The organism is Rheinheimera sp. UJ51 (genome assembly GCF_020819615.1).
Classification (GTDB): domain Bacteria; phylum Pseudomonadota; class Gammaproteobacteria; order Enterobacterales; family Alteromonadaceae; genus Alishewanella; species Alishewanella maricola.
This window is the reverse complement of record NZ_JAJHOG010000009.1, coordinates 1-21,916: the sequence shown is the minus strand read 5'-3', so window position 1 is coordinate 21,916 and position 21,916 is coordinate 1. Positions and strand designations below refer to the sequence as shown.

Here is a 21,916-nt window from a genome sequence, read left to right as displayed (position 1 = left end):
CTCCACCTAATATTCTGAACAATGTATCGTTGCGATGGTAAATTAGTGGGGATTAGCCCTGATCTATTCAAGGTTATCAACGTGATTTTTTTTGATTTTGTCTAAGTTAAATGACTTTAACGCGGCTTTTGTTGAAAAGCGGTTAACTTAAGCCACCGCTCAGGGCTATAATCGACCAACACTTTTTTTCTAAATAGGATCCGCTATGCCATTACTTGATAGCTTTACCGTAGACCATACCATTATGCGAGCGCCTGCCGTTCGGGTTGCGAAGAAGATGAACACGCCTAAGGGTGATGCGATCACCGTATATGATTTACGTTTTTGTGTACCGAACGAAGAGATCTTATCTGAGAAAGGTATTCACACTTTAGAGCACTTATTTGCCGGTTTTATGCGGGATCACCTAAACAGTGCTGACGTTGAAATTATTGATATCTCACCAATGGGCTGCCGCACTGGTTTTTACATGAGCTTAATTGGTACGCCTGATGAGCAACGTGTTGGCCAAGCTTGGCAAGCCGCCATGACAGATGTGTTACAGGTTGCAAGCCAACAGGATATTCCTGAGCTGAATATCTATCAGTGTGGCACCGCACAAATGCATTCATTAGAAGAAGCCAAGCAAATCGCACAAAACATTTTAACTCGCGGTGTCGGTGTGAACCGTAATGATGAATTGGCGTTACCGGCTGAAGTACTCAGCAAGTTATAAGGGTATCGCTCACAAAAAGGTCAGCTTGCTGACCTTTTGTAGGGTGTTGTACTGTTAATTATCCTCAGCAAGACAAATGCGGTTTCGGCCCGTTTCTTTTGCGTGATATAGCGCGTCATCCGCCGCAACAATCATTGTTGCCGCATCACTAAAACGTTGGTTACTGGTTGAAACCACGCCCGCAGAAAAAGTACAGCTAAAGGTATTATCCTCAGCCGTAAACTTTAACTTTCTAAAGGCATCGAGAATACTTTCAGTTATTTTTTTGGCTTCTTCGGCACCGCAATCGGGTAACACCAGTAAAAACTCTTCACCACCATAGCGACCGGCGCGATCCGTTTTACGAATACGCTTACGTAATAATGTCGCTAAGGCCGAAATAACCACGTCACCAATCGCATGACCATAATTATCATTTACCGATTTAAACAAATCGATATCAACCATCACAACACTAAGCGGTTGCTGTTCGCGCCCGGTACGATCTAATTCTATCTCCACCGCACTTTTAATCGAGCTGTGTTTAATTAAGCCCGTTAAACCATCTTTTTCAATTAAGTTTTTAATCTGAATACTGCGCGCCAACCGCACTTTTAATGCTTGTGTTAACTGCGTATCGTCAATCGGCTTGGTTAAAAAATCATCTGCACCATGCGCCATGGCACGCAACTGCAGGGATTTGTTTACCTCTGAAGAAAGATAAACAATAGGTATACGCTTCAAAGAGGGATATTGCCGAATCAGCCCTGCCAGTTCAGCACCAGAAATCTCTGGCATGTAAATATCCATTAAAACCAGATCAGGCTGAAAGCGCATTAACTCGTTCACAATATCGCGGACATTATTGACAATCGCCGTTTCAATACCGACATTTTGCAAAACTAAAGCGTAATGCTCAGCCAGTAAGGTATCATCATCAACAATAAATACCCGGCCAAGACTGCCACTGTGGGTTTCAAGTAACTCAGTAATGGTAGAAATACAGCTAGGAATATCTAAAGGCGCGACAAAAAAAGCATCGGCTCGCTGTTGTGCTGCTTTAATACGTAAATCAAAATTATCTTTAGCAGAAAAGATCAGCAAACGCGCATGCTTTTTAACTAACTGGTCTAATAGTAGCGTCTGTTCAAACAGCAGGCTGCCGTCGGCTAAAGTAATGGCTGACAATAATATAGTGGGTGCGGTATTTTGCAACCGCTGTAAACAGTCATCAAAGGCAGTAAATAGCTCAACTTGCATCCCAAATGCGGTTAACTGCTGGCTTAATTCATCAATAATGGTTTTAGAATCGAGAATTAACCAAATGGTGTTCGGTTGTAAGATTATTGGATCTGGAATGCCTAATTCACTGTATTTATTGCGTAAAGCTTTGTCCATAGCAATTTCGAACTCTATTACCGCGCGTTTTAACGAGGGTATAGCTTGGTTCTGCTCAAGCTCAGTTTTGTTAATAATAATTAAGGTTAATTGCTCAATTTGCCGGGCTTGTGTGCCTAAACTGGCGTATCCAAAGGTGCCACATGCACCCGCCAGTTTGTGGGCTTCTGCCATTAATAATGTTAACGACTCTTTACTGGCATCGGCCTTAGCAAGCTTTACCATACGCGCTAATCGTTCTGGCAAACCGTGTTCAAAACGCTGTCGTAACTGTGCAAACGCTTCTGACGGTGATCTTTTAGCCGGAGTACTATTCATCTGGGTCTTCCTGTACAACAGAGATATATTCAGGTTTTTGATAATACGGTAACACAAAACGGAAGGTGCTGCCCTCGGCAAGAACAGAGTCAAAACTAATGGTTCCCTGCATTTGCTCAATTAATTCTTTGCAAATGGCTAAACCTAAGCCGGTTCCGCCGGTTTGTCGATTATTGGAACCATCAGCTTGAGCAAAACGTTCAAACACACGATGTTTAAAGTCTGGGCTGATACCAATACCGTGATCCGTGATGGCAATTTGCACTTTGTCCCCTAAGTGCTCTGCGTTAATAGCCACTTCCCCCTCATGGTGTGAAAACTTAATAGCATTAGATATTAAGTTAGTCAGTACTTGTTGTAAACGCATCGCATCGGCTAACACACACAGACTGTTATCACACTGTTCAATATTTAAAGTGATTTGATGTTGCTCAGCGTAAGGTAATAAATTTTCTAGGGCCTGCTGCAGTTCTGTTGCAACATGCAAAGGTTGGATATTAAGCTGTATCTTACCCGCAGTTAACTTTTCAATGTCGAGTAAGTCATTAATTAAGTTAGCTAAACGTTCGGTATTACTGGCCGCAATTTGCAGCATCTTTTGCATTTTATCCGACAGCTGGTCCCTGGCGCCGGCATTCAATAAACTTAACGCCCCTTTAATCGCCGTCAGGGGTGTGCGTAATTCATGGCTTACCGTCGAAATAAATTCATCTTTGAGTTGTTGTAATTTCATTTGCTCAGTGACATCTTGCACCGAACCTACCAACAATTTTTCGGGGTTTTCGGTCAGTGGCAACAATTTAGCCACTTCATGCACCCAGCGAATGGTGCCATCGGGGCGAATAATGCGATGGATAACATCATGCACGCCCGTTTCTTGCGCCATTTGCTCACTTTGTTCCACTAACTGACGATCATCCGGATGCACAGTACTTTTAAACAAGGCTACGCTCGGCTTGGTATCTTGCTCGTTAAAACCAAATAATTGATAAATCATCGGTGACCACCATAACTCACCGCTAACTAGTGATGCCTGCCAAAAACCGATAGCGGCATTTTTACTGGCACTATCAAGCCGTTGCTGAGCCATTTTTAATTCACGGTTTACCCGCTCTAACTGTAAATAGTATTGTTTAGTAGTGGTGATATCTTGAATATAGCCATGCCACAAGGTACTGCCATCAGGCATGGCTTCTGGCTGGGCACTGCCAGACAACCACATAAATGAGCCATCTTCTTTTATTACCCGATATTCATTAAACCATTCAGTTAAGTTCAAACGTGAGTGCTCAATGCTTTCAACCAGTGCAGGTAAATCTTCGGCATAGATTTTCTGAAACGCGGCAGAGGCATCTTTTTTTACTTCAGCCGGTTTTAAGCCATAAATCTTTTCAATGGCATGGCTAGCATAAGGAAAGGCAACTCGCCCATCAGGCCATTGTTGATATTGATACACCATGCCAGGTAATTGTGACGCTAAAACAGACAACTTATGCTTGGCGAGCTTTTCTTCGGAGATATCCAAAATAAAACCATCGAGATAACGCACCTTGCCATCTTCGCTGTAATCGGCTTTACCACGCTCTTCTACCCAATGGATCTCACCGTTTTTGTGCATAACACGGTACTGCAATTTCCAGCTTTGTTGTTCAGCCACGGCTTGGTTCACGGCCTTTTCTAACCAAGCGCGATCTGCAGGATGGATCACGCTGGCATAGGTGCGGACCTTGTTGTTAATAAAGTCACTGGCTGGATAACCCGAAACTGGATCAATACTGCTGCTCATAAACAGCATGGTCCAGTTTGCGTCTACCTTACAGCGATAAGTAATGCCAGGGATATTTGATACCAACGCTTGAAATTGATCGCGGCTGGCCTTGATTTCTAATTCTGCCTGTTTTTGGGCAGTAATATCAGCATGGGTGCCATACATCATTAACGGCTTACCATCATCTGTCCATGAAATCACCCGACCTCGGTCATGCACCCAAATCCAATGGCCGGCTCGATGTCGAATACGACATTTACAGTCATAAAAGGCGGACTCGCCGCGAAAATGCTGTTCTAACAAGCTGTTAGACTGTTCAACATCCTCAGGGTGTGCAAGATCAAACCAAGTAGAAATGGAAATAGGCGCTAACTCAGCTAAGGTGTATCCCGCCATTTCAGCCCAGCGTTCGTTAAAAATGGTTTCGCCGGTTTGGACATTCCATTGCCAAGTCCCAATACGCGTACCTTCTAATACCGAACGATACATTAATTCTCTTGCCGCAAGCTGTTCATGCGCATGCTCTTGCAGTCGATCTTTAATTTCTTGTTCAATAAGCGCCGCAAACTGCTTGAGACTATGACGCTCCCGTTCAGATAAACGACGCGGTAACTCATCAATTAAACACAAGGTGCCAATACGTTCATTCGCTAAGGTTAATGGTGCGCCAGCATAAAAACGAATAAAAGGTGACGTTGTCACTAACGGATTATCATCAAACCGTGCATCTTGCTGCGCATCGTACACTTCGAAAACATCATCACCTAAGATGGTGTGCCCACAAAATGAAATATCCCGATGTGTTTCACACACCTCTAAACCTTGGCGTGATTTCAGAAACTGACGTTCTCGATCGACTAATGAAATGAGCACAATTTTCACATCAAAACATTGCTGTACTAAACGCGTGATGCGATCAAACCTAGCCTCGGGATCGGTGTCTAACAGCTGTGTTTGCTGTAATATCTGTAATCGATGTTCTTCTGATAAAGGGATTTCTGGTTTTTGCATAATGCCTCGTTACAGCCCTAGCTAGTTTCATCATTTAAACAGGATTCTGGCTCAGCCAGCGCAAAGGCCAGCCAGAAAGTACTGCCAAGACCATATTGAGAATCAAAACCCACTTGCCCCCCCATCTTTTCTGTCAGCTCTTTTGTGATGGCTAAACCTAAACCTGTACCGCCTTTATTTCGATTACTCGCGGCATCGCCTTGGGCAAACTTTTGAAAAATGCGTGGTTTAAACTCATCCTTAATGCCTTCACCTCGATCTGTCACTTCAAGCAAAGCGTGATGGTCTTTCACTCGCAACACGAGCTTTATTTCAGCACCCTTCGGTGAGAATTTAATCGCATTAGAAAGCAAGTTAACAATAACCTGAATAAGTCGCTCTGCATTAACATTAGCCTGAATCGTCGGGTCCAACACATCGATACTAAAACGGATCTGATACTCGTTAGCATAACTCAAAACGCCTTCAACTGCTGCCTCTAACAGTGGCTGCAATGGCTGTATCTGCAATGGCATAACAAATTTTCCCGAGATCAACTTTTCGATATCCAGCAAATCATTAATCAACAGGGTCAGTCGTTCACTGTTTTGCTCAGCTATCGATAATAACTTTGAGGTTTTGCTGTTCAATTCGCCTATTTTGCCAGAATTTACCAAACGTAAAGATGCATAAATCGCGGTTAAAGGAGTGCGTAACTCATGGCTTACCGTCGCAATAAATTCGTTCTTCAAGCGTTCTGTACGCTGCAACTCTGATACATCACGCGCAATGCCAAGATAGCCGCTGATCTCGCCTGAATGATCTCGAATAACCGTTACCGTAAGGGATACCGGAATGGCTTGCCCAGACTTATGCAGGTAGGTCCATTCATGTGTTTCGCTCCCCTCTTGCTCAGCCTTAATAACAAAAGCACGAAAACCTTTCACCGGCTGTGCTAACTCGGCATTCAGTTCTTTAGCGCGGTTAACCACTTCCGAAGATCGATGTAACATTTCTGGGGTGTGCTTTCCGATCAATTCTTCTGCTTGGTAGCCGAGCATTTTCTCTGCACCAACACTAAAAAACTGAATAACACCGTTAGGGTCCGTAGCAATAATCGAAAAATCGGAAGCGGCAGATAAGATGGCATTTTGTTGGCTATGACTTTGTTGTAAAGCCTCAGTACGTTGTGTTACCTGTTGCTCTAATTCACATTGCATCATTCGACTGCGCTGAAAAGCCTCATTTAAACGAGCACTCATCTGTGCCAAGGTGTGCGATAAATTGCTGTATTCCAACACGCGAGTTTGCGGCATAACGGTTTTTTGTTGCTGAGTAAGATCGGCTTGTATGCGCTGACTAGCCACATCAATGCGCCTTAAAGGTAAGCTGATCGCTTTACTGAGCAAAGCGCTGATCCCGATGGTCAGCCCTAAAAACAACACTAAACGCACTAATTGCTGCGCACTGTCTTGCTCTAATTCAGTCACCACTGGCGCGGCAGGCTGCTCAAGCACCAGCCAGACGGCTTCGTTTTGCCAGCGCGCAGGGTAGGTAAAAACGTAGCGACTTTTACGCCATCGTTGAATGGGGAGCGGTTCTGAACTGGGTTTCCAGTGTGCAAAACCTGCCAATAAGCTTATGGGTTCTTTAAAAGAAATAGTTTGGTTTTGCCCCACCAACTGAGTAAATTGTTTTTGACTGTTTACAAGCGCGAGCGCGTAATCACGTTCAATGGGTAAACTTGCTGCAAGTGGTTGTAACATACTGGGCAGCAATGCTGAGCTGGGTTTTGGGATATTATCCAACTGCAACGCCATGATGGCAGAGATCTCGGCCAAACGATCTGCCACGGCTAACTCGTAAGCTGCTTTTGATTTCTTGGCATCAAGGATCACTGGCATCGCACCAGAGAGCAGCGTTAAGCTAAGCAACGTGAGAAAAACTAACTGCCTTAAACTGATTTCGGGTAAGGCCAGTTTTTTACTCAGGGGTTTGTTAAGTTGCAGCATCGCCACAAACACGGCAACAACCAGGGTATTAAAAATACCATTACTAATCTGCTTTAGCACAATTAGCACGGCGGTTTGTAAAGAAGAGTCCAGTACAACGGCATAACAACCGATGATTGCTGGCAGCGCGAATAACCAAAACTGCAGATCTAATAAAACTAAATTAGACTGATTGTTTTTACCATAGCGTAAGCTTAACCAGAGTATTTCACTGCTAAAAATCAGCCAAGCAAAGGGGTGCTGCCATATCAGTACCGTTGCGCTAGCCGCAAAAATACCGACAATAATAGCCGCTTTCCCCCCCAGTAGTACCAGCGCTAAGAGCGCAAAAACAGAACCAAAAATAAAATCGATGTCAAAAAGCAGCGGCAAACGTAAAAAGTTAAAGCCAAAACCCAGCAGTGAAAAAAGCAGTATCAACGACCATCTTGGCAATACAGCCAACGCTAACCAACCTTGGGCATAATTTAAATATGGCATAAGGACAAATTTGTTACCTTAATGACTCATTTGTGTTTGCTCAAACAGCTGCTGTAATCTGTCGCCCAAAGCCATGGGTTCAAAGGGTTTATCGATCACGGCAATAGCTCCGGCATCCAGATAATGCTGTTTCTCAGCTTGTTGAATTTTTGCGGTCATAAAGACCACAGGTACGTTCGCCAGTTCTGGAATAGCGCGCAATGCGGCTAAAGTTTGCATGCCGTCCATTTGAGGCATCATCACATCCAATAATATTAATTCTGGACTAAAATCAGATGCTTGAGCCACTGCACTTGCACCGCTGTCACAGCTCAGTAGCTCAAAACCAGCAACATCAACCAAGGCTATTTCAGCTACCGCTCGAATTGACTCATCATCTTCTACATGCATTATCCGTTTTAATGCCATAAATGCCTCACTTATTTTCTCTAACCAACTCACTTTGCAAATACATTAAATACTAATCAACTCTAGCATACTCTAACAATAGCACCTGTATAGCGCTTTTTGATCTGGCCGTGCTCAGCATGATTTCGCGCTTCGTCACTATTTTTGCGACAAATTTAAAAAAACTCTCTTTTTCTCAGAGAAATTTGCTAAGGTTATGTAAAGGAAGTAGAGAATGAAACCGCATGAAGCAGACAGACAAAAATAAATGGCGAGCCATGCAAATTCAATATCGACTGAATTTGCGACATAAAGCAGAAAGCATTCAGCAATACTGGATGGCACTGCAGCAAAACACCGATCTCGCTGCTTTGACGCAACTGCAACATCTCTCTCATCAACTTGCTGGTTCTGGCAGCATTTATGGCTTTCCGGATGTTTCTCGTTATGCCCAGTCGCTCAACCATTTGTTACAGAGTGTTGAACCGACTAAAGTGAGTAATGACACCACGATAAAACTGCAACTAGCCGATTTACTTCAAGAGCTTAATAACCACTATACCGATGAATACGTTGCTGATGAGCCTGAAGTAGCTTTAGCCGCGTTAGGTTTTAACCAAGCTAAAATAGTGTTTGTTGATGATGATGCTGACATGCTGCAGTATCATCGAGCACCTTTAGAGGCGGCTGGCTATCACGTAATTGAATTGCAAGATATTAAACAACTTGCTGCGACCGTTGCTGAACAGCAGCCTATTGCTGCTATTTGCGACATGGTGTTCCCTGAAGGCGAAACGGCAGGAGCCGATTATCTAAAAGCGCTGCGCGAGCAGCAAGGTGTTAATTTCCCTGTTATTTTCATTTCTGCTTTTGATACCTTTGACAGCCGGTTGGCTGCAGTGCGGGCTGGCAGTAGTCATTTTTTAGCGAAACCGGTTTCTTCGCAGGCATTAATTCAGATGCTGCTGAACCTGTTACAACAACCGGAAGAAAACCCTTATCGGATCTTATTAGTTGATGACGATACCGATGTATTACGCTTTTATCGTCAAGCCTTACAGCTGGCAGGCTATCAAGTTTTCTGTACTAACGAGCCCGAAAACGCCCTAACTTTAATGATTAAACACCAGCCAGAGTTGGTTTTAATCGATTTACATATGCCGGGTTGTCATGGTTTAGAGCTAGGGCAAGTTATTCGCCAACACAGTCAATTAGTCGACATTCCTATTGTGTTTATGTCGGCAGACGAGAGCACCGATGAAAAACTCGCTGCCGTGCGTTTAGCAGGCGATGAATTTATTCATAAACCCATTGCCCCCTGGCGTTTGTTAATGGTGGTTGAAGCCCGCGTTAAGCGCAGCCGATTGCTTCAACAGCAAAAGCGCCAAATAATGCGCCAGCCCGAATTAGTGCAGCACCTCGACACCCTTACTGCGCTGCCCACTTTATGGCTATTGAAAAAAGATATTGAGCATTTGCAGCAGGATCGCCAGCCTTTTTATATTCTGAAATTGAATCTCAATAAGTTTCATTTGGTCAATGATGTATATGGCCATGGCACAGGTGATTTACTGTTGCAAACAGTGGCATGGAAATTAGCACAGCAATTGCGTGCTGAAGATAAATTGTATCGGCAAAGTGGCGATGAGTTTTGGCTTTTAATTCACTCAGCAGATGTCAATGCAGTGCAAAAACTGGCAGAAAAACTGCTATTCCAACTCTCGCAACACTCCGAGGCGTTACATGCCAATATTAATTTATCGGCAAGTATTGGTTTATGCGCTTCTCTTGATCAAACAGCTAATGCCGAAACGTTAATGCAACAGGCCAATATGGCGCAACATGAGGCAAAGAAAACGCCGGGTTATCAAATTCGCTGCTATAACAGCGCGATGCAATCGAATATCAGCAAGCGTTATCAAATACAACAAAGCTTAAAACAAGCCTTATTAGACGAGGCGTTTTATCCCGTTTATCAACCGATCGTAAATAGCCAAGGTATGTTAAAAGGCTTTGAGTTATTGTCACGTTGGCAGCACAGCGAGTTTGGTCCGATAGGTCCAGATACTTTTATCCCGCTGCTCGAAGAAGAAGGGCTAATTAGCCAACTCACACAACAGATGTTACATAAGGGCTTAGCGCAACTAGCTCACTGGCGTAAAACCCTGCCAGAGCTGACGTTAAGTATTAATTTGAGTGTGCCAGATATCGCCGATGTGCGGCTGCCTGAATTGCTTCAACAATTACTCCAAAAACAACAATTACCGGCAACAGCGCTCACCTTAGAAATTACCGAAAGCATTTTAATTCAACAAAAAGATCATATTACGAAGAAGCTAGAGCATTTAAAAATGCAAGGCTTTAGCATCGCTTTAGATGACTTTGGTACGGGCTACTCTTCATTAAGTTATTTGAATAACTACCCGGTGGATATTTTAAAAATAGACCGCAGTTTTGTTAGTAATTTATCGGATCGTAAAGCCAAACGACTCACCCTAGCGATCATTCATCTGGCCAAAGAGCTGGAGTTAAAAGTGACCGCAGAAGGGGTGGAACAATTGCAGCAACTCAGCATTTTACAAGACGAATATTGCCATTTTTATCAAGGCTATTACTTTAGTAAACCCCTCACGGTGAACGAGTTAGAGCAAAGCCAATGGCTAAAACCCTCTTCGCAATTACTTGATAATTAGCTGCACTGATCTAGCACATACATCAGATGCTGATATGCTAAGCCACTGTGTCGGCTTAAACCGATTTCACAGGTTCGGCTACTGGATACCCCCCGTGAGCACTCACTTACTTGAGAAGCTAAACTGGATAAAGCCGACGCATTTAATTCAGGCATAAAAAAACCTTTATCTCCGGCAAAACCACAGCAACTGATATTGTCAGGCAGCACGACCTGCTCGGTACAAGCGCGAAGTAACGTCATCAGTTTATCTGCTTGCCCTAACTGCTGCGCACTACAACTTATATGCAACGCAATGGGCTGGTTTACCTTGTTGAGTGTCAGTTTTGGCAGCACAAACTCTGTAATAAAGTCGATACTGTCATAGAGTTTTAAGCGTGGATCGAGTTTACCTTGCAAGGTTAAACTACAAGGGCTGGTATCCGAAAAAATAGGGATCTGACCTTGCAAACTATGGTGCAACAACCAGGCGTTAAGTTGCTGTTGTTGCTGTTGTTGCGCGGCAAATTGCCCCTTTGATTGCATTGGCATACCGCAACACTGACTGGCTAAATCGGGGGCCAAAATCAATTGATAGCCGGCCTTAGCCAGTAAGTTGGCGCTTACCTGCTGTAGTGAGCGGCTATCACTGCTACCTTTAGCAGGCCCCATCACCCGGTTACTACAACTGCTTAAATACAAAACCGGTTTTAAACCCATTTGCTCAGGCAAAACTGGCATGCGGTTGGCGGTGGGCATAGCGCTGTGCCACATGGGTGTATTTTTACCCAGTACACCGTAAGCCAGTTGCCCCACTCGCAAGCCCAACTTTGCCAGCTGAGTCACTTTGGCAAATTGCGTAACGACTTGTCTTGTGACTGGCTGCCACGACTGATTATCTTTGCTGCGTAATTGCCGCGTTAAATCGCCCGTGTTGATACCCACCGGACAAGCTGTGCTACACATGCCACAAGCTGCGCAACTGGCATTACCTTGATATGCATAATCTTTGGTTAATTGCTTTAAACGTGCCGGCGCTTGCCCTGTTGCTTGTAAATGGCTAATTTCTCTTTGCACCACAATGCGTTGTCGAGGCGTTAAAGTGAGTTTACGTGACGGACACACCGGCTCGCAAAAGCCACATTCAATACATTTATCCACTAACTCATGAGTTGCAGGTAACGCTTTTAGATGTTGCAGATGTAAGGTTTTATCCTGGCTAAGCACCACATCTGGGTTAAGAATATGCTTAGGATCGAATAACTTTTTAAGCTGCCACATAAGTTGATAAGCCGCACTGCCCCACTCCAACTCCACAAAGGGCGCCATATTGCGTCCAGTACCATGCTCGGCTTTTAATGAACCACCATACTCAACGGCAACCAAATGCGCGACATCTTGCATAAACGCATCATAGCGCGCCACTTGCTCAGCATCGTTAAAGCTTTGCGTGAACACAAAATGTAAATTGCCTTCCAACGCATGCCCAAAAATAATCGCTTCATGATACTGATAACGGTCAAATAATTGCTGCAATGCCTGCACACCTGCGGCGAGATCGGCTAACGGAAAAGTGACATCTTCAATGATCACCGTAGTACCGGTTTCACGAACGGCGCCCACCGCTGGAAACGTACCTTTGCGGATCGCCCACAATTGCTCTGATACCTTAGCGTCGGTACTAAAATCAACGCTTTGCTCAAGGCTGAATTGTGCGGATAAGGCGGCTATCTCGGTTAATTGCCGCTGCAAGGCCGCCGGTGAGTTAGCTCGGCTTTCAATCAACAAAGCGGCAGCACCATCGGATAACGTTTTAACCCAAGGGGGTAAACCGGCTTTACCTGCTACCGAGCGTAAACTTCGTCTATCTAACAGCTCCACTGCCGCGACCGGCGCCGTTTTCAATAAACTCACTGCGGCACAGCAACTGACAATATCAGGAAAAACCCACAACGCTGTCGCTTTATGCGCATGATCAGCCACGGTGTGATAGGTGACACTGCTGATAAAACCCAAGCAGCCTTCGGAGCCCACCATTAAATGACTGAGGATATCGATAGGATCGCTAAATTCGGTGAGGGCGTTCAGTGAAAACCCCATGGTATTTTTTAAGCGGTACTTATGGCGAATCTTCGCCAATAACTCGGCGTTTTGCTGAGTTTGCTGAGCCAGTTCGGCCAATTGACGCAGTAATGCCGCATGCGATTGCCGAAAACGCGCCACACTATCGGCCTCTTCGGTGTCTAGCACGGTGCCATCAAATAACACTACCCGCATTCCCGCAAGGGTATTAAAGCTGTTTTGCGCCGTACCACAGCACATGCCACTGGCATTATTGGCGACGATACCGCCAATTTTACAACTATTTATCGAGGCAGGATCGGGTCCTATTTTTCGACCATAAGGGGCTAGCCATTTATTCGCTTGTGCACCAATCACGCCGGGGCCTAAACGGATCTGTTCCCCTAAACCAAAAATGCGATATTGCTGCCAATTTTCGCCTAACACTAATAACACGGAATCCGTTACCGCTTGCCCTGACAAGCTGGTACCCGCAGCGCGAAACGTCACCGCCACTTGGTGTTGCAAAGCCAGTTTTAGCAACGACACCACTTCAAGCTCAGATTCCACTCGCAACACCAATTGCGGATTTAAACGATAGAAGCTGGCATCAGTGCCAAAAGCTAAGCAGGATAACGCATCGTCAAACCAGCGTTCACTAGGAATAACTGCACGGGCAGAGGCCAAAAAAGCAGGGCTAATAGCAGGGCGGCAACTCACAACATTTACCTAAGAAATCAGTTTTATACTAATTAACAGTTTTTTCGAACAGAGGCTAGCGCTTGTTGTGCTTTGCGGGTGATTTTGCGAAGAAAAACGAATGAACTGCGGTATGCAGCAAAGCCAACGCTTAACAGCGCGTTAGCTTTGCTACGAAGGGCGTTACTCTGCTGCTTTTGATACGCCGACCATAGCCGGACGTAACAAGCGACCATTTAACTCATAACCTTTTTGCATAACAAAGGTCACGGTATTGGGCGGTACATCATTTGACGGCTGAATGCTCATCGCTTGATGTTGTTCCGGGTTAAACGGCTGCCCCGCAGGGTCAATTTGCACCACACCAAACTTAGCTACCGTATCTAAAAAGCTCTTCATGGTCAGCTCTACGCCTTCAATGATGCCTTTAAACGCTTCATCTTCACGGTTGATAAAGTTCAGTGCGCGCTCAAGGTTGTCGGCAACGGGTAATAAATCACCGGCAAACTTTTCTAACGCAAATTTATGCGCTTTTTCGACATCTTGGCTAGCACGACGGCGAGCATTTTCAGCATCAGCTTTAATGCGCAGCATTAATTCGTGTTGTTCGGCCAACTGGCTTTGCGCTTTAGCCAGTTCATCTTCCAGCTTAGCAATAATGGTCTGCTCAGAAGACAGCTCTACCGTATCGGTATTAGCATCGTTAGTGGCCTGATTCGTTGCTTCTGTGGGTTCGGAAGGCTTTTGTTGCTCAGTCATTGTTACAATACTCCAATTAATGTAGGGGTATTATGGGGATCAATTCTGCCGATTCAAGTTTAAATTTAATTGTGCTGCGCATCCTTCGAGTAAAGGGATTAATTTTGCGTAATCCATCCGCCGCGGGCCAAGCAAAGCGACAAACCGATGTGGCTGCGTTTGATAGCTTTGGGCGATTAAACTTAATTGCGATAACTCAACAAATCCAGACTCTTTACCTAAGATGAGTTTAGGCTGAGCATCACGGGTGACCGTTTGTAACAAGGTAATTAAACCTGAGGGTTGTTCCAGCATTTGCACGACTTGTTGTAATGCAGGATTTTGCTGGTAATCCGGCGTTAGCAATAATTGATGTTGTCCATAAATCAAGGGTTGATGCTGCACAAACTCGTCTAAGCTTAATTGGCCTAACACTTTTTCAATAAGGATCTGGCCAAGGCCCGTTTCATTGCGCAAAATCGTGTTTAAACGCACCATGCCATCTTGCCATTGTCCACCGGCTAAAGCGGCATTAAGTAAGCACAACACCTTACTCATGGTGGCTGAATCGACACTTTGCTCACAATTAATAATACGATGCAGGATGTCACCGTCTTCATCGACCACCACCAACAACAAACGATCGCTGGCTAAGCGCACTAAGTCCACTTGCCGCACTTCGCGCCCTGCGGCTTTAGGAGCGCTAACAATGGCCACACAACCGGTTAAGTTCGCTAATAATTGTCCGGCTTGTTGACACATCAAGGACACCGGCAATTGCGGTAGTAAGCGGCTGGTTATTTCATGTTGCCACTTGTCACTCAAGGGCGCTAGCTGCAGCATTTTATCAATGAATAAACGAATGCCTAAGGTGGTAGGGATCCGCCCTGCCGAAGTATGCGGTGAGCGAATTAACCCTTGTTGTTCCAGTTGCACCATGGTGTTGCGCACCGTTGCCGAGCTCACATCAAGCTGTTTATGCTCAGCGATCAACTTTGACGCAACGGGCTGACCATCGAGCAAATATTGCTCCACAATCAACTTTAAAATTAGCTCTGTTCTGCTTAATGCCACAGCCATGCGCAATACCTGTAATTCAGTTAAAGAGGTAATGGGGTTTTTATTTTCAAATTCAAGCAGTTTTGCATAATCGCTCGCTAAAGCTGTTTTCTCTAAAGTTGTTAAGTCTATAGCGCTTTGCCCAAAAGCTTAGTTGATTGACAAGGCTGCAACTTCTTGTGGGTTATGTATATACTGAACGGGTCTGGATAAGGAAGACTGTTGCTATGAGCTCTACATTTGCCAAAGTTGGTTTAATTGGAAAACCCCATCACCCTGGCGCGAATCAAACATTGGCCAGCCTTTATCACTTTTTAAAAACCCAAGGCCTCAGTGTATTTGTCGAAGAACAAGTCGCTCAAAGCTTACAACTGGCTGATGCGGTGATCCTTGATTTGGTTGAATTGGGCAAAACCTGTGATTTAGCGATTGTGGTAGGTGGCGATGGGAATATGCTGGGCGCCGCGCGGGTGTTAGCCCGTTTTGATGTGGCTGTACTTGGCGTGAACCGTGGCAATCTGGGCTTTTTAACCGATCTGGCGCCTGAGAATTTTGAGCAACCGCTAAAAGATGTTCTGGCCGGTAACTTTGTTACAGAAAAACGTAACTTACTGGAAATTTCCGTGCATCGACACGGCAGTATAAAAAGTAGTAACAGTGCGGTTAACGAAGCAGTGTTACACGCCGACAAAGTGGCTCACATGATTGAATTTGAGGCCTATATCAATAATGAATTTGTCTATAGCCAGCGCTCTGATGGTTTAATTATCAGCACCCCCACAGGCTCTACCGCCTATTCCTTATCCGGTGGAGGCCCTATTTTAACACCGGATCTGGATGCCATGAGCTTAGTGCCGATGTTTCCACATACCTTAAGTAGCAGACCCTTAGTCGTTGCCGGTAACAGTGAGATACGCTTAAAAGTCGCTGAAACGAATGATGCCCATCTGCAAATAAGCTGCGACAGCCATGTTATTTTGGCTGTTATGCCGGGCGACGATATCTATATTCGTAAACACCCCAACCCACTGCGCTTGGTGCATCCACCGGGCTACAGTTATTATCATGTCCTGCGCAATAAATTAGGCTGGGGCAGTAAACTGTATTAACCGGCAAATATTTCTGCATCGACAACTTGCCAAAACAGAAAATACTGTATAGATTTACACTGTATACTTAAACAGCAATCGGAGTGGGTTTATGCTGTGTCATCTTCATATCAGTAACTTTGCTATAGTGCGGGCGCTGGAAATTGACTGGGCCGCAGGTATGTCAACCATTACTGGAGAAACCGGTGCCGGTAAATCCATTGCTATTGATGCTCTTGCTATTTGTTTAGGAGAGCGTGCCGATGCGGCAGTGCTGCGCCCTGGTGCAGACAAAGCCGATATTGTTGCCACCTTCGATATCAGCCAACTGACCGCCGCTAAAGATTGGCTACAACAGCAAGATTTACTCATGGGCAATGAGTGTATTGTCCGGCGGGTGATCAGTGCTGAAGGCCGCTCACGCGGCTATATTAATGGCGTACAAGTACCGGCACAGCAGTTAAAACTACTAGGGCAGCATCTGCTCGCTATTCATGGCCAACATGCACATCAATTACTGCAAAAAGCCGATTATCAACGCCAATTATTAGACGCCTTTGTGGGTAAGCCAGAGTTACTGCAACAAACCCGTCAAAGTTATCGCTATTGGCAACAACTCAAGCAAGAGTTTAGCCAATTAGAGCAATCGCAGCAGCAACGTGATGCCCAGCGACAATTGTTAGAATATCAAGTGGCTGAGCTCGATCAATTTGCGCCACAAGCCACTGAATTTGAACAACTTGAAGCCGAACACAGCCGCTTGAGTCATGGCCATACTCTACTGACACAAAGCCAACAATGCCTACAACAACTGTACGATGACGATAATCAAAATATTTATCGTGCGTTATCGCATTTAACTCAGCAATTAGAGGAATTAGTTCAGCTCGATCCGGCTTTGCAAGATGTGCAAAACATGTTGAATGACGCTTTGCTGCAAACCGAAGAAGCCAGTCGTGAATTACGCCGCTATGCCGATAAAGTAGAACTGGATCCTGAGCGTTTACAAGAAATTGATGAGCGCATGGGCACTTGGCTTAATTTAGCTCGCAAGCATCAAGTTAATGTTGAAAACCTGGCCGAGTTACATCAGCAACTGAGCCAACAGCTGGCTGAATTAACCGGCCATGATAAACGCCTAAACGAATTAGCACAGGCGATTAACCAAGCGGCAGACGTGTATCAAGTAGCGGCAACCAAGCTCACAGAAGCTCGGCAACTGGGCGCAACAGAATTAAGTGCGTTAATCACCCAAAATATGCACGAACTCAGTATGGCTAATGCCCGCTTTGCTATTGATTTACAAAATTTACCACTGGAACACGCTAGCGCCATGGGTTTAGATCAAATTAGCTTTACTGTTTCCACTAACCCAGGCCAGCCCTTACAAGCACTGGCGAAAGTCGCTTCGGGTGGAGAGTTGTCGCGGATCAGTTTAGCCATTCAAGTTATTTTAGCCGATAAGATCACCACACCCACCTTAATTTTTGATGAGGTTGATGTCGGGATCAGTGGGCCAGTGGCTGCCGGTGTCGGTCGCCTGTTACGCCAATTAGGCCGCAGCACACAAATTATTTGCGTAACACATTTACCGCAAGTCGCTAGCCAAGGTCACCAACAATTGTTTGTTGAAAAATATACTGACGGCCAAGCCACAGAAACACGTATGCGCCAGCTATCTGATGATGAACGTATCCAAGAAATTGCCCGTTTACTCGCCGGTGAAAACATCAGTGCCAATGCTTTAGCTAATGCTCGGGAACTATTATGTGCACCTGTAGTCTGATTCAGGGTTTTTCTGCACAGCTATCATAGGGTATGATAGTGTTATTCACTTTAAATTGATGATCATTATGAAAGCAGTATTAAAGACAGCATTACTCGTCGCCACTTTAGGCTTAAGCACGGCATGTAGCAGCTGGGTATACCGTATTGATATTCCACAAGGTAACTTTTTAGAGCAAAAAGACGTGGATAAGCTACGAGTAGCGATGACAAAAGAGCAAGTTATTTATGTCCTAGGCAACCCTGTGGCCGCCAATCCGTTTGATACTAATACGTGGCATTATTTTTATGCCTTAAAAGGTGGTCGTGGTAACAACTTTGAAAAACGGCTAGTGGTCGAGTTTAAAGAAGACCGCTTAGTCAATATCAATGGTGACTTTACTAAACACGCTGACTTTGATAAACCGCTGGATATTTAGTTTTTAAGCAAAGCGGATTAGATTGTTAATATAAAAAACCGCAGATGAAGCCTTTGCACTTCATCTGCGGTTTTTGTTGTTTAGGGTATGACCCAAGCAATGCATCATCTTTATAAAGCGGTATTTAAATTTAGCGCTTTAGCGGCTTGGCAAAACACCCACAAAAAGGCCTAACACGTTATAAACCGCTGAGCTAAGCACGGTATCAAGCGGATAAGTGTACTCACTTATCTAACTCGGAAAAAAGTTACCACAACCACTTTTTAAAAGCGCCTGTAGTTAATTTGGCCGGCCGCCCGTGACTTTATCAGCGCGGCCTTCTTCTTTCGCTTTTTCTGCTCGGCGCCGCCGTAAGTCTTTCGGATCCGCAATTAATGGGCGATAAATCTCAATACGATCGCCCTCTTTTACCTGATCGGATAACTTAACCGGCCGACTCCAAATTCCCACTTTTTGCGACGTTAAATCGATCTGTGGGAATTGTTGTAAAATACCTGACTGCTTAATAATCTGTTCGATACTTGCCACACGACTTACCGCAAGTGTTAACAGCACCTGACGCTCAGGTAAGGCATAAGCCACTTCAACCGTAATACGATCGGCAGCTGCCGCCCCCGCACTGGAATTATCCATAAACTTGTTTTGCCCGTTGTGTAAAAGCCTGCACCATGGCCGCGGTTAACTCTTGAAAAATCTTACCAAAAGCAAACTGTATTATCCGACTAGAAAATTCAAACTCTAGCTTTAAAATCACTTTGCAGGCTTGATCGTTTAAAGGTTCAAACTCCCAGCCACCACGTAAATGTTTAAATGGCCCATCGACCAATTGCATCTCAATACGTTGAAAAGGATGCAAATGATTACGAGTTGTAAAAGATTGACCAATACCGGCCTTGGAAATATGTAACTTCGCCACCACCTCTTTCTCAGCACGACTAACAATGTTGGCAGCACTACAACCTGGTAAAAATTGCGGGTAAGCATCGACATCATTTACCAGTTCAAACATTTGTTGCGCGCTGTAAAAAACCAAGGCACTGCGCTCAATTTGTGGCATACTCACTCCCCTTACATCAGGCCACAGATTGTAACAGAATAACGCCCAGCGACAACCTTGCACCGTGTAGCCTGCATAACTGAATATGAATACATGATGGCTGCAACTAGCCAAAAAAGTGAATTATGAGTAAAAAGCAAACAAACAAAAAGAACAATGGCACCATCGCGCAAAATCGTAAAGCGCGCCATGAATACTTTCTAGAAGAACGGTTTGAAGCCGGTCTTAGCCTACAAGGCTGGGAAGTAAAAAGTATTCGGGACGGTAAGGTTAACTTATCGGATGCTTATGTCATCTTACAAGATGGCCAAGCTTATTTGTTTGGCGCGCAGATCCAACCCTTGAATAACGCCTCTACCCATGTCATTTGCGATCCAGACCGCAGCCGTAAGTTATTACTGCATAAACGCGAGTTGATGAAGTTAATTGGCTTAAAAGAACGTGATGGTTATACCCTTATCGCCACGGCTATGTATTGGAAAGCTTGCTGGGTAAAATTAGAATTTCACTTGGCAAAAGGTAAGAAAAACTTCGACAAACGTGATGATATTAAAGATCGCGATTGGTCTCGTGAAAAAGAGCGCATGATGAAGCATTCAAAACGCTAAACTGGCTTTTATTTTGATTAGACGCTTGAAAAGCGTGCAAGTGAACCTTATAAAGTAAAAATGTTTGTAGTAACACGCTGCTGTGCCATTGGTAATTAGCATATTAAAGGCGTATACTAGAAACTCACTGAAGGTGTTAGTGTTAGACCACAGAATTCGGGGCTGATTCTGGATTCGACGGGACTCACGAAATCTTAAGTGCATGCCGAGGTGCGGTAGGCCTCGTAAAAAAGCCGCAAAAAACTAGTCGCAAACGACGAAAACTACGCAATCGCTGCTTAATAGGCAGTAGATAGCTCTTCCCCTCACGCATGCCTATAAGCTGAGACTCTGGAAGATCACCCCTAATAGGATCGCGTCGCGTCTTCGCCTGGAGACAAACCGTTAAAATCAATCAGGCTCGCCCGACGATAGCCTGCCACTCGGCGCTCATAGGGTTAACTAAATGAATGGCTAAGCATGTAGTACTGACGATCTAGGTTTTTCGGACGCGGGTTCAACTCCCGCCAGCTCCACCAAATGACGGACTAAGCCAGTCCATAACCGGCCACTAACCCAGCGTAATTGCTGGGTTTTTTATTGCCTGCCATTCTATGCTGGTCTACTATGTTTTAACAGATACCCCCTATGTTTTAGGGTATTTTTGCGGGGTACTATGATCGGCGCCAAAACCGATACCCTACAGCAAAAAGTACTATTTTATCGGAGGTTAGTTTAAAAGATGCGAGACATGCTCGAGACGAGGCACGCAAGCAATTAGCACAAGGTATCGCACCCAGCGCAGAAATGCAGGCCCGAAAGCTGGCAAATTATGAGTTCTCGAACAGTTTCAAACGCACTATTTCGCAAGCAACTGTTCTCATTCCCCCCAATAAAACATTGAAAACTGTTTTTTCATTATTTCCGCTCTATACGTTTTAGAGCTAGATTTCGTAGCCATGCCGTAACAAACGTGTAGAGGAATTAAGTGCTCTTCTCTTGGATGACAATACCTAGCTCCTGGGGCCGACGTCCAATTTACGAGTCTTTCCAGTCTTTCCTGTTCTGACAGACTCACATCATTTATCGTTTCCCTGAGCCACTCATCAAAAGCAATATTATTGGCGAGCGCGCCTTGAGCATCTGGGGTAAAAAATGCACGTATGTTGTGGAATGAAGAGCCAGATCCTAAGACCAGTAGATTATCCCAATCCAGCGATTTCAATGCATTACCTATCTGAATGTGCAGTAAGGGATCTAGAGTGTATTCTAAGGAAAGCTGCACACATGGAATATCAAATTCAGGGTACATGATCTTAAGTGGTACAAATAAGCCATGATCAAAACGCTGTTGATCATCTTTCGCAGCGTCGATACCGTGCTTTTTAAGTGCCTTGACAACACACTCTGCCAATTCTGGGTCGCTCGGAGCGGGATATTGGATCTCATACGATTCTTTTGGAAACCCAACGTAGTCATAGATAATTCCAGGACTTATTCCTGACGTTACTGTCGGTAAACGTGCCTCCCAATGGGCGCTTATCACCAATATTGTGCTAGGTTTACCCACTTCTGCCGCGATTGCGTATTTCGGGATGATCCGGCCAGCGATTTCGGCATGAGTCGGCCACCCATTTCGGTATCATCCGGCCACTGATTTCGGCCTCATCCGGCCACCTGTTTCGGTATCGTCCGGCCAGTTTGT

Annotated in this window: 17 protein-coding genes, 1 other RNA gene and 1 pseudogene; 8 read left to right on the top strand and 11 right to left on the bottom strand. The window is 44.8% G+C overall.

The window, feature by feature from the left end; translation table 11 throughout:
* Positions 1-205 precede the first annotated feature (205 nt).
* A complete protein-coding gene (luxS, locus tag LMJ53_RS11910) occupies positions 206-715 on the top strand; it encodes an S-ribosylhomocysteine lyase (protein WP_229586291.1) in 510 nt (169 codons plus the stop codon).
* Positions 716-769: 54 nt separating this feature from the next.
* On the opposite strand, the gene LMJ53_RS11905 is transcribed toward luxS, so the two are convergent.
* From LMJ53_RS11905 to LMJ53_RS11890, 5 genes and pseudogenes are all read right to left on the bottom strand, one after another.
* Positions 770-2,410 (bottom strand): diguanylate cyclase, encoded by a 1,641-nt coding sequence (locus LMJ53_RS11905; RefSeq protein WP_229586289.1) that lies wholly within the window; start codon positions 2,408-2,410, stop codon positions 770-772.
* Positions 2,403-4,667: a PAS domain-containing protein gene (locus LMJ53_RS11900; protein WP_420778858.1), complete on the bottom strand. Its 2,265-nt coding sequence runs from the start codon at positions 4,665-4,667 to the stop codon at positions 2,403-2,405. The genes LMJ53_RS11905 and LMJ53_RS11900 overlap by 8 nt, the downstream gene beginning before the upstream one ends.
* 51 nt (positions 4,668-4,718) lie before the next feature.
* Positions 4,719-5,189 (bottom strand): annotated as a pseudogene (locus LMJ53_RS17155) (GAF domain-containing protein); the annotation flags it as partial.
* A 17-nt stretch (positions 5,190-5,206) separates the two neighbouring features.
* The gene (locus LMJ53_RS11895; protein ID WP_229586285.1) at positions 5,207-7,660 is read right to left on the bottom strand and encodes an ATP-binding protein; all 2,454 of its coding nucleotides are present in this window, start codon (positions 7,658-7,660) and stop codon (positions 5,207-5,209) included.
* Between the two features lie 18 nt (positions 7,661-7,678).
* The gene (locus LMJ53_RS11890) at positions 7,679-8,068 is read right to left on the bottom strand and encodes a response regulator (protein WP_229586283.1); all 390 of its coding nucleotides are present in this window, start codon (positions 8,066-8,068) and stop codon (positions 7,679-7,681) included.
* Positions 8,069-8,292: 224 nt separating this feature from the next.
* On the opposite strand from LMJ53_RS11890, the gene LMJ53_RS11885 reads away from it, so the two are divergent.
* Entirely contained in the window at positions 8,293-10,740 is a 2,448-nt protein-coding gene (locus LMJ53_RS11885) for a putative bifunctional diguanylate cyclase/phosphodiesterase (RefSeq protein WP_229586281.1), read from the top strand.
* On the opposite strand, the gene LMJ53_RS11880 is transcribed toward LMJ53_RS11885, so the two are convergent.
* The 3 genes from LMJ53_RS11880 to hrcA form a co-directional block, all read right to left on the bottom strand.
* Positions 10,737-13,499, bottom strand: a complete 2,763-nt coding sequence (locus LMJ53_RS11880; protein WP_229586279.1) for an FAD-binding and (Fe-S)-binding domain-containing protein — start codon at positions 13,497-13,499, stop codon at positions 10,737-10,739. The two genes, LMJ53_RS11885 and LMJ53_RS11880, sit on opposite strands and share 4 nt — an antisense overlap.
* Before the next feature lie 162 nt (positions 13,500-13,661).
* Positions 13,662-14,237, bottom strand: a complete 576-nt coding sequence (grpE, locus tag LMJ53_RS11875) for a nucleotide exchange factor GrpE (RefSeq protein WP_226751178.1) — start codon at positions 14,235-14,237, stop codon at positions 13,662-13,664.
* A gap of 39 nt (positions 14,238-14,276) precedes the next feature.
* Positions 14,277-15,296, bottom strand: coding sequence for a heat-inducible transcriptional repressor HrcA (hrcA, locus tag LMJ53_RS11870; protein WP_229586277.1), 1,020 nt, complete (start codon positions 15,294-15,296; stop codon positions 14,277-14,279).
* A 206-nt stretch (positions 15,297-15,502) separates the two neighbouring features.
* Here hrcA and nadK point away from each other — a divergent pair, with 206 nt between their 5' ends.
* The 3 genes from nadK (at position 15,503) to LMJ53_RS11855 (ending at position 18,567) form a co-directional block, all read left to right on the top strand.
* Positions 15,503-16,384, top strand: coding sequence for an NAD(+) kinase (gene nadK, locus LMJ53_RS11865; RefSeq protein ID WP_229586275.1), 882 nt, complete (start codon positions 15,503-15,505; stop codon positions 16,382-16,384).
* Positions 16,385-16,475: 91 nt separating this feature from the next.
* On the top strand, positions 16,476-18,149 hold the full coding sequence (recN, locus tag LMJ53_RS11860) for a DNA repair protein RecN (RefSeq protein ID WP_229586273.1): 1,674 nt from the start codon (positions 16,476-16,478) through the stop codon (positions 18,147-18,149).
* Positions 18,150-18,216: 67 nt separating this feature from the next.
* On the top strand, positions 18,217-18,567 hold the full coding sequence (locus tag LMJ53_RS11855; RefSeq protein ID WP_229586271.1) for an outer membrane protein assembly factor BamE: 351 nt from the start codon (positions 18,217-18,219) through the stop codon (positions 18,565-18,567).
* A gap of 279 nt (positions 18,568-18,846) precedes the next feature.
* Here LMJ53_RS11855 and LMJ53_RS11850 read toward each other — a convergent pair whose 3' ends face one another.
* Both LMJ53_RS11850 and LMJ53_RS11845 read right to left on the bottom strand, forming a co-directional pair.
* The gene (locus LMJ53_RS11850) at positions 18,847-19,200 is read right to left on the bottom strand and encodes an RnfH family protein (RefSeq protein WP_229586269.1); all 354 of its coding nucleotides are present in this window, start codon (positions 19,198-19,200) and stop codon (positions 18,847-18,849) included.
* Positions 19,193-19,624 (bottom strand): type II toxin-antitoxin system RatA family toxin, encoded by a 432-nt coding sequence (locus LMJ53_RS11845; protein WP_229586267.1) that lies wholly within the window; start codon positions 19,622-19,624, stop codon positions 19,193-19,195. The genes LMJ53_RS11850 and LMJ53_RS11845 overlap by 8 nt, the downstream gene beginning before the upstream one ends.
* Before the next feature lie 125 nt (positions 19,625-19,749).
* On the opposite strand from LMJ53_RS11845, the gene smpB reads away from it, so the two are divergent.
* From smpB to LMJ53_RS17105, 3 genes are all read left to right on the top strand, one after another.
* Positions 19,750-20,232, top strand: a complete 483-nt coding sequence (gene smpB / locus LMJ53_RS11840; protein ID WP_226751171.1) for an SsrA-binding protein SmpB — start codon at positions 19,750-19,752, stop codon at positions 20,230-20,232.
* Positions 20,233-20,390: 158 nt separating this feature from the next.
* Positions 20,391-20,750: a transfer-messenger RNA gene (ssrA, locus tag LMJ53_RS11835) on the top strand.
* Positions 20,751-20,871: 121 nt separating this feature from the next.
* On the top strand, positions 20,872-21,153 hold the full coding sequence (locus LMJ53_RS17105) for an integrase arm-type DNA-binding domain-containing protein (protein WP_324295609.1): 282 nt from the start codon (positions 20,872-20,874) through the stop codon (positions 21,151-21,153).
* On the opposite strand, the gene LMJ53_RS11830 is transcribed toward LMJ53_RS17105, so the two are convergent.
* Positions 21,092-21,781 carry a DODA-type extradiol aromatic ring-opening family dioxygenase gene (locus tag LMJ53_RS11830; RefSeq protein WP_229586265.1) on the bottom strand — a complete coding sequence of 230 codons (690 nt, stop codon included), beginning with the start codon at positions 21,779-21,781 and terminating at the stop codon, positions 21,092-21,094. The genes LMJ53_RS17105 and LMJ53_RS11830 overlap by 62 nt on opposite strands.
* Between the last annotated feature and the right edge of the window lie 135 nt (positions 21,782-21,916).

Bases quoted from the DNA above. Each gene is read 5' to 3' on its own strand.
- luxS (WP_229586291.1), top strand. From the start codon at position 206: ATGCCATTACTTGATAGCTTTACCGTAGACCATACCATTATGCGAGCG.
- LMJ53_RS11905 (WP_229586289.1), bottom strand. From the start codon at position 2,410: ATGAATAGTACTCCGGCTAAAAGATCACCGTCAGAAGCGTTTGCACAG.
- LMJ53_RS11900 (WP_420778858.1), bottom strand. From the start codon at position 4,667: ATGTATCGTTCGGTATTAGAAGGTACGCGTATTGGGACTTGGCAATGG.
- LMJ53_RS11895 (WP_229586285.1), bottom strand. From the start codon at position 7,660: ATGCCATATTTAAATTATGCCCAAGGTTGGTTAGCGTTGGCTGTATTG.
- LMJ53_RS11890 (WP_229586283.1), bottom strand. From the start codon at position 8,068: ATGGCATTAAAACGGATAATGCATGTAGAAGATGATGAGTCAATTCGA.
- LMJ53_RS11885 (WP_229586281.1), top strand. From the start codon at position 8,293: ATGAAGCAGACAGACAAAAATAAATGGCGAGCCATGCAAATTCAATAT.
- grpE (WP_226751178.1), bottom strand. From the start codon at position 14,237: ATGACTGAGCAACAAAAGCCTTCCGAACCCACAGAAGCAACGAATCAG.
- hrcA (WP_229586277.1), bottom strand. From the start codon at position 15,296: ATGGCTGTGGCATTAAGCAGAACAGAGCTAATTTTAAAGTTGATTGTG.
- nadK (WP_229586275.1), top strand. From the start codon at position 15,503: ATGAGCTCTACATTTGCCAAAGTTGGTTTAATTGGAAAACCCCATCAC.
- recN (WP_229586273.1), top strand. From the start codon at position 16,476: ATGCTGTGTCATCTTCATATCAGTAACTTTGCTATAGTGCGGGCGCTG.
- LMJ53_RS11855 (WP_229586271.1), top strand. From the start codon at position 18,217: ATGAAAGCAGTATTAAAGACAGCATTACTCGTCGCCACTTTAGGCTTA.
- LMJ53_RS11850 (WP_229586269.1), bottom strand. From the start codon at position 19,200: ATGGATAATTCCAGTGCGGGGGCGGCAGCTGCCGATCGTATTACGGTT.
- LMJ53_RS11845 (WP_229586267.1), bottom strand. From the start codon at position 19,624: ATGCCACAAATTGAGCGCAGTGCCTTGGTTTTTTACAGCGCGCAACAA.
- smpB (WP_226751171.1), top strand. From the start codon at position 19,750: ATGAGTAAAAAGCAAACAAACAAAAAGAACAATGGCACCATCGCGCAA.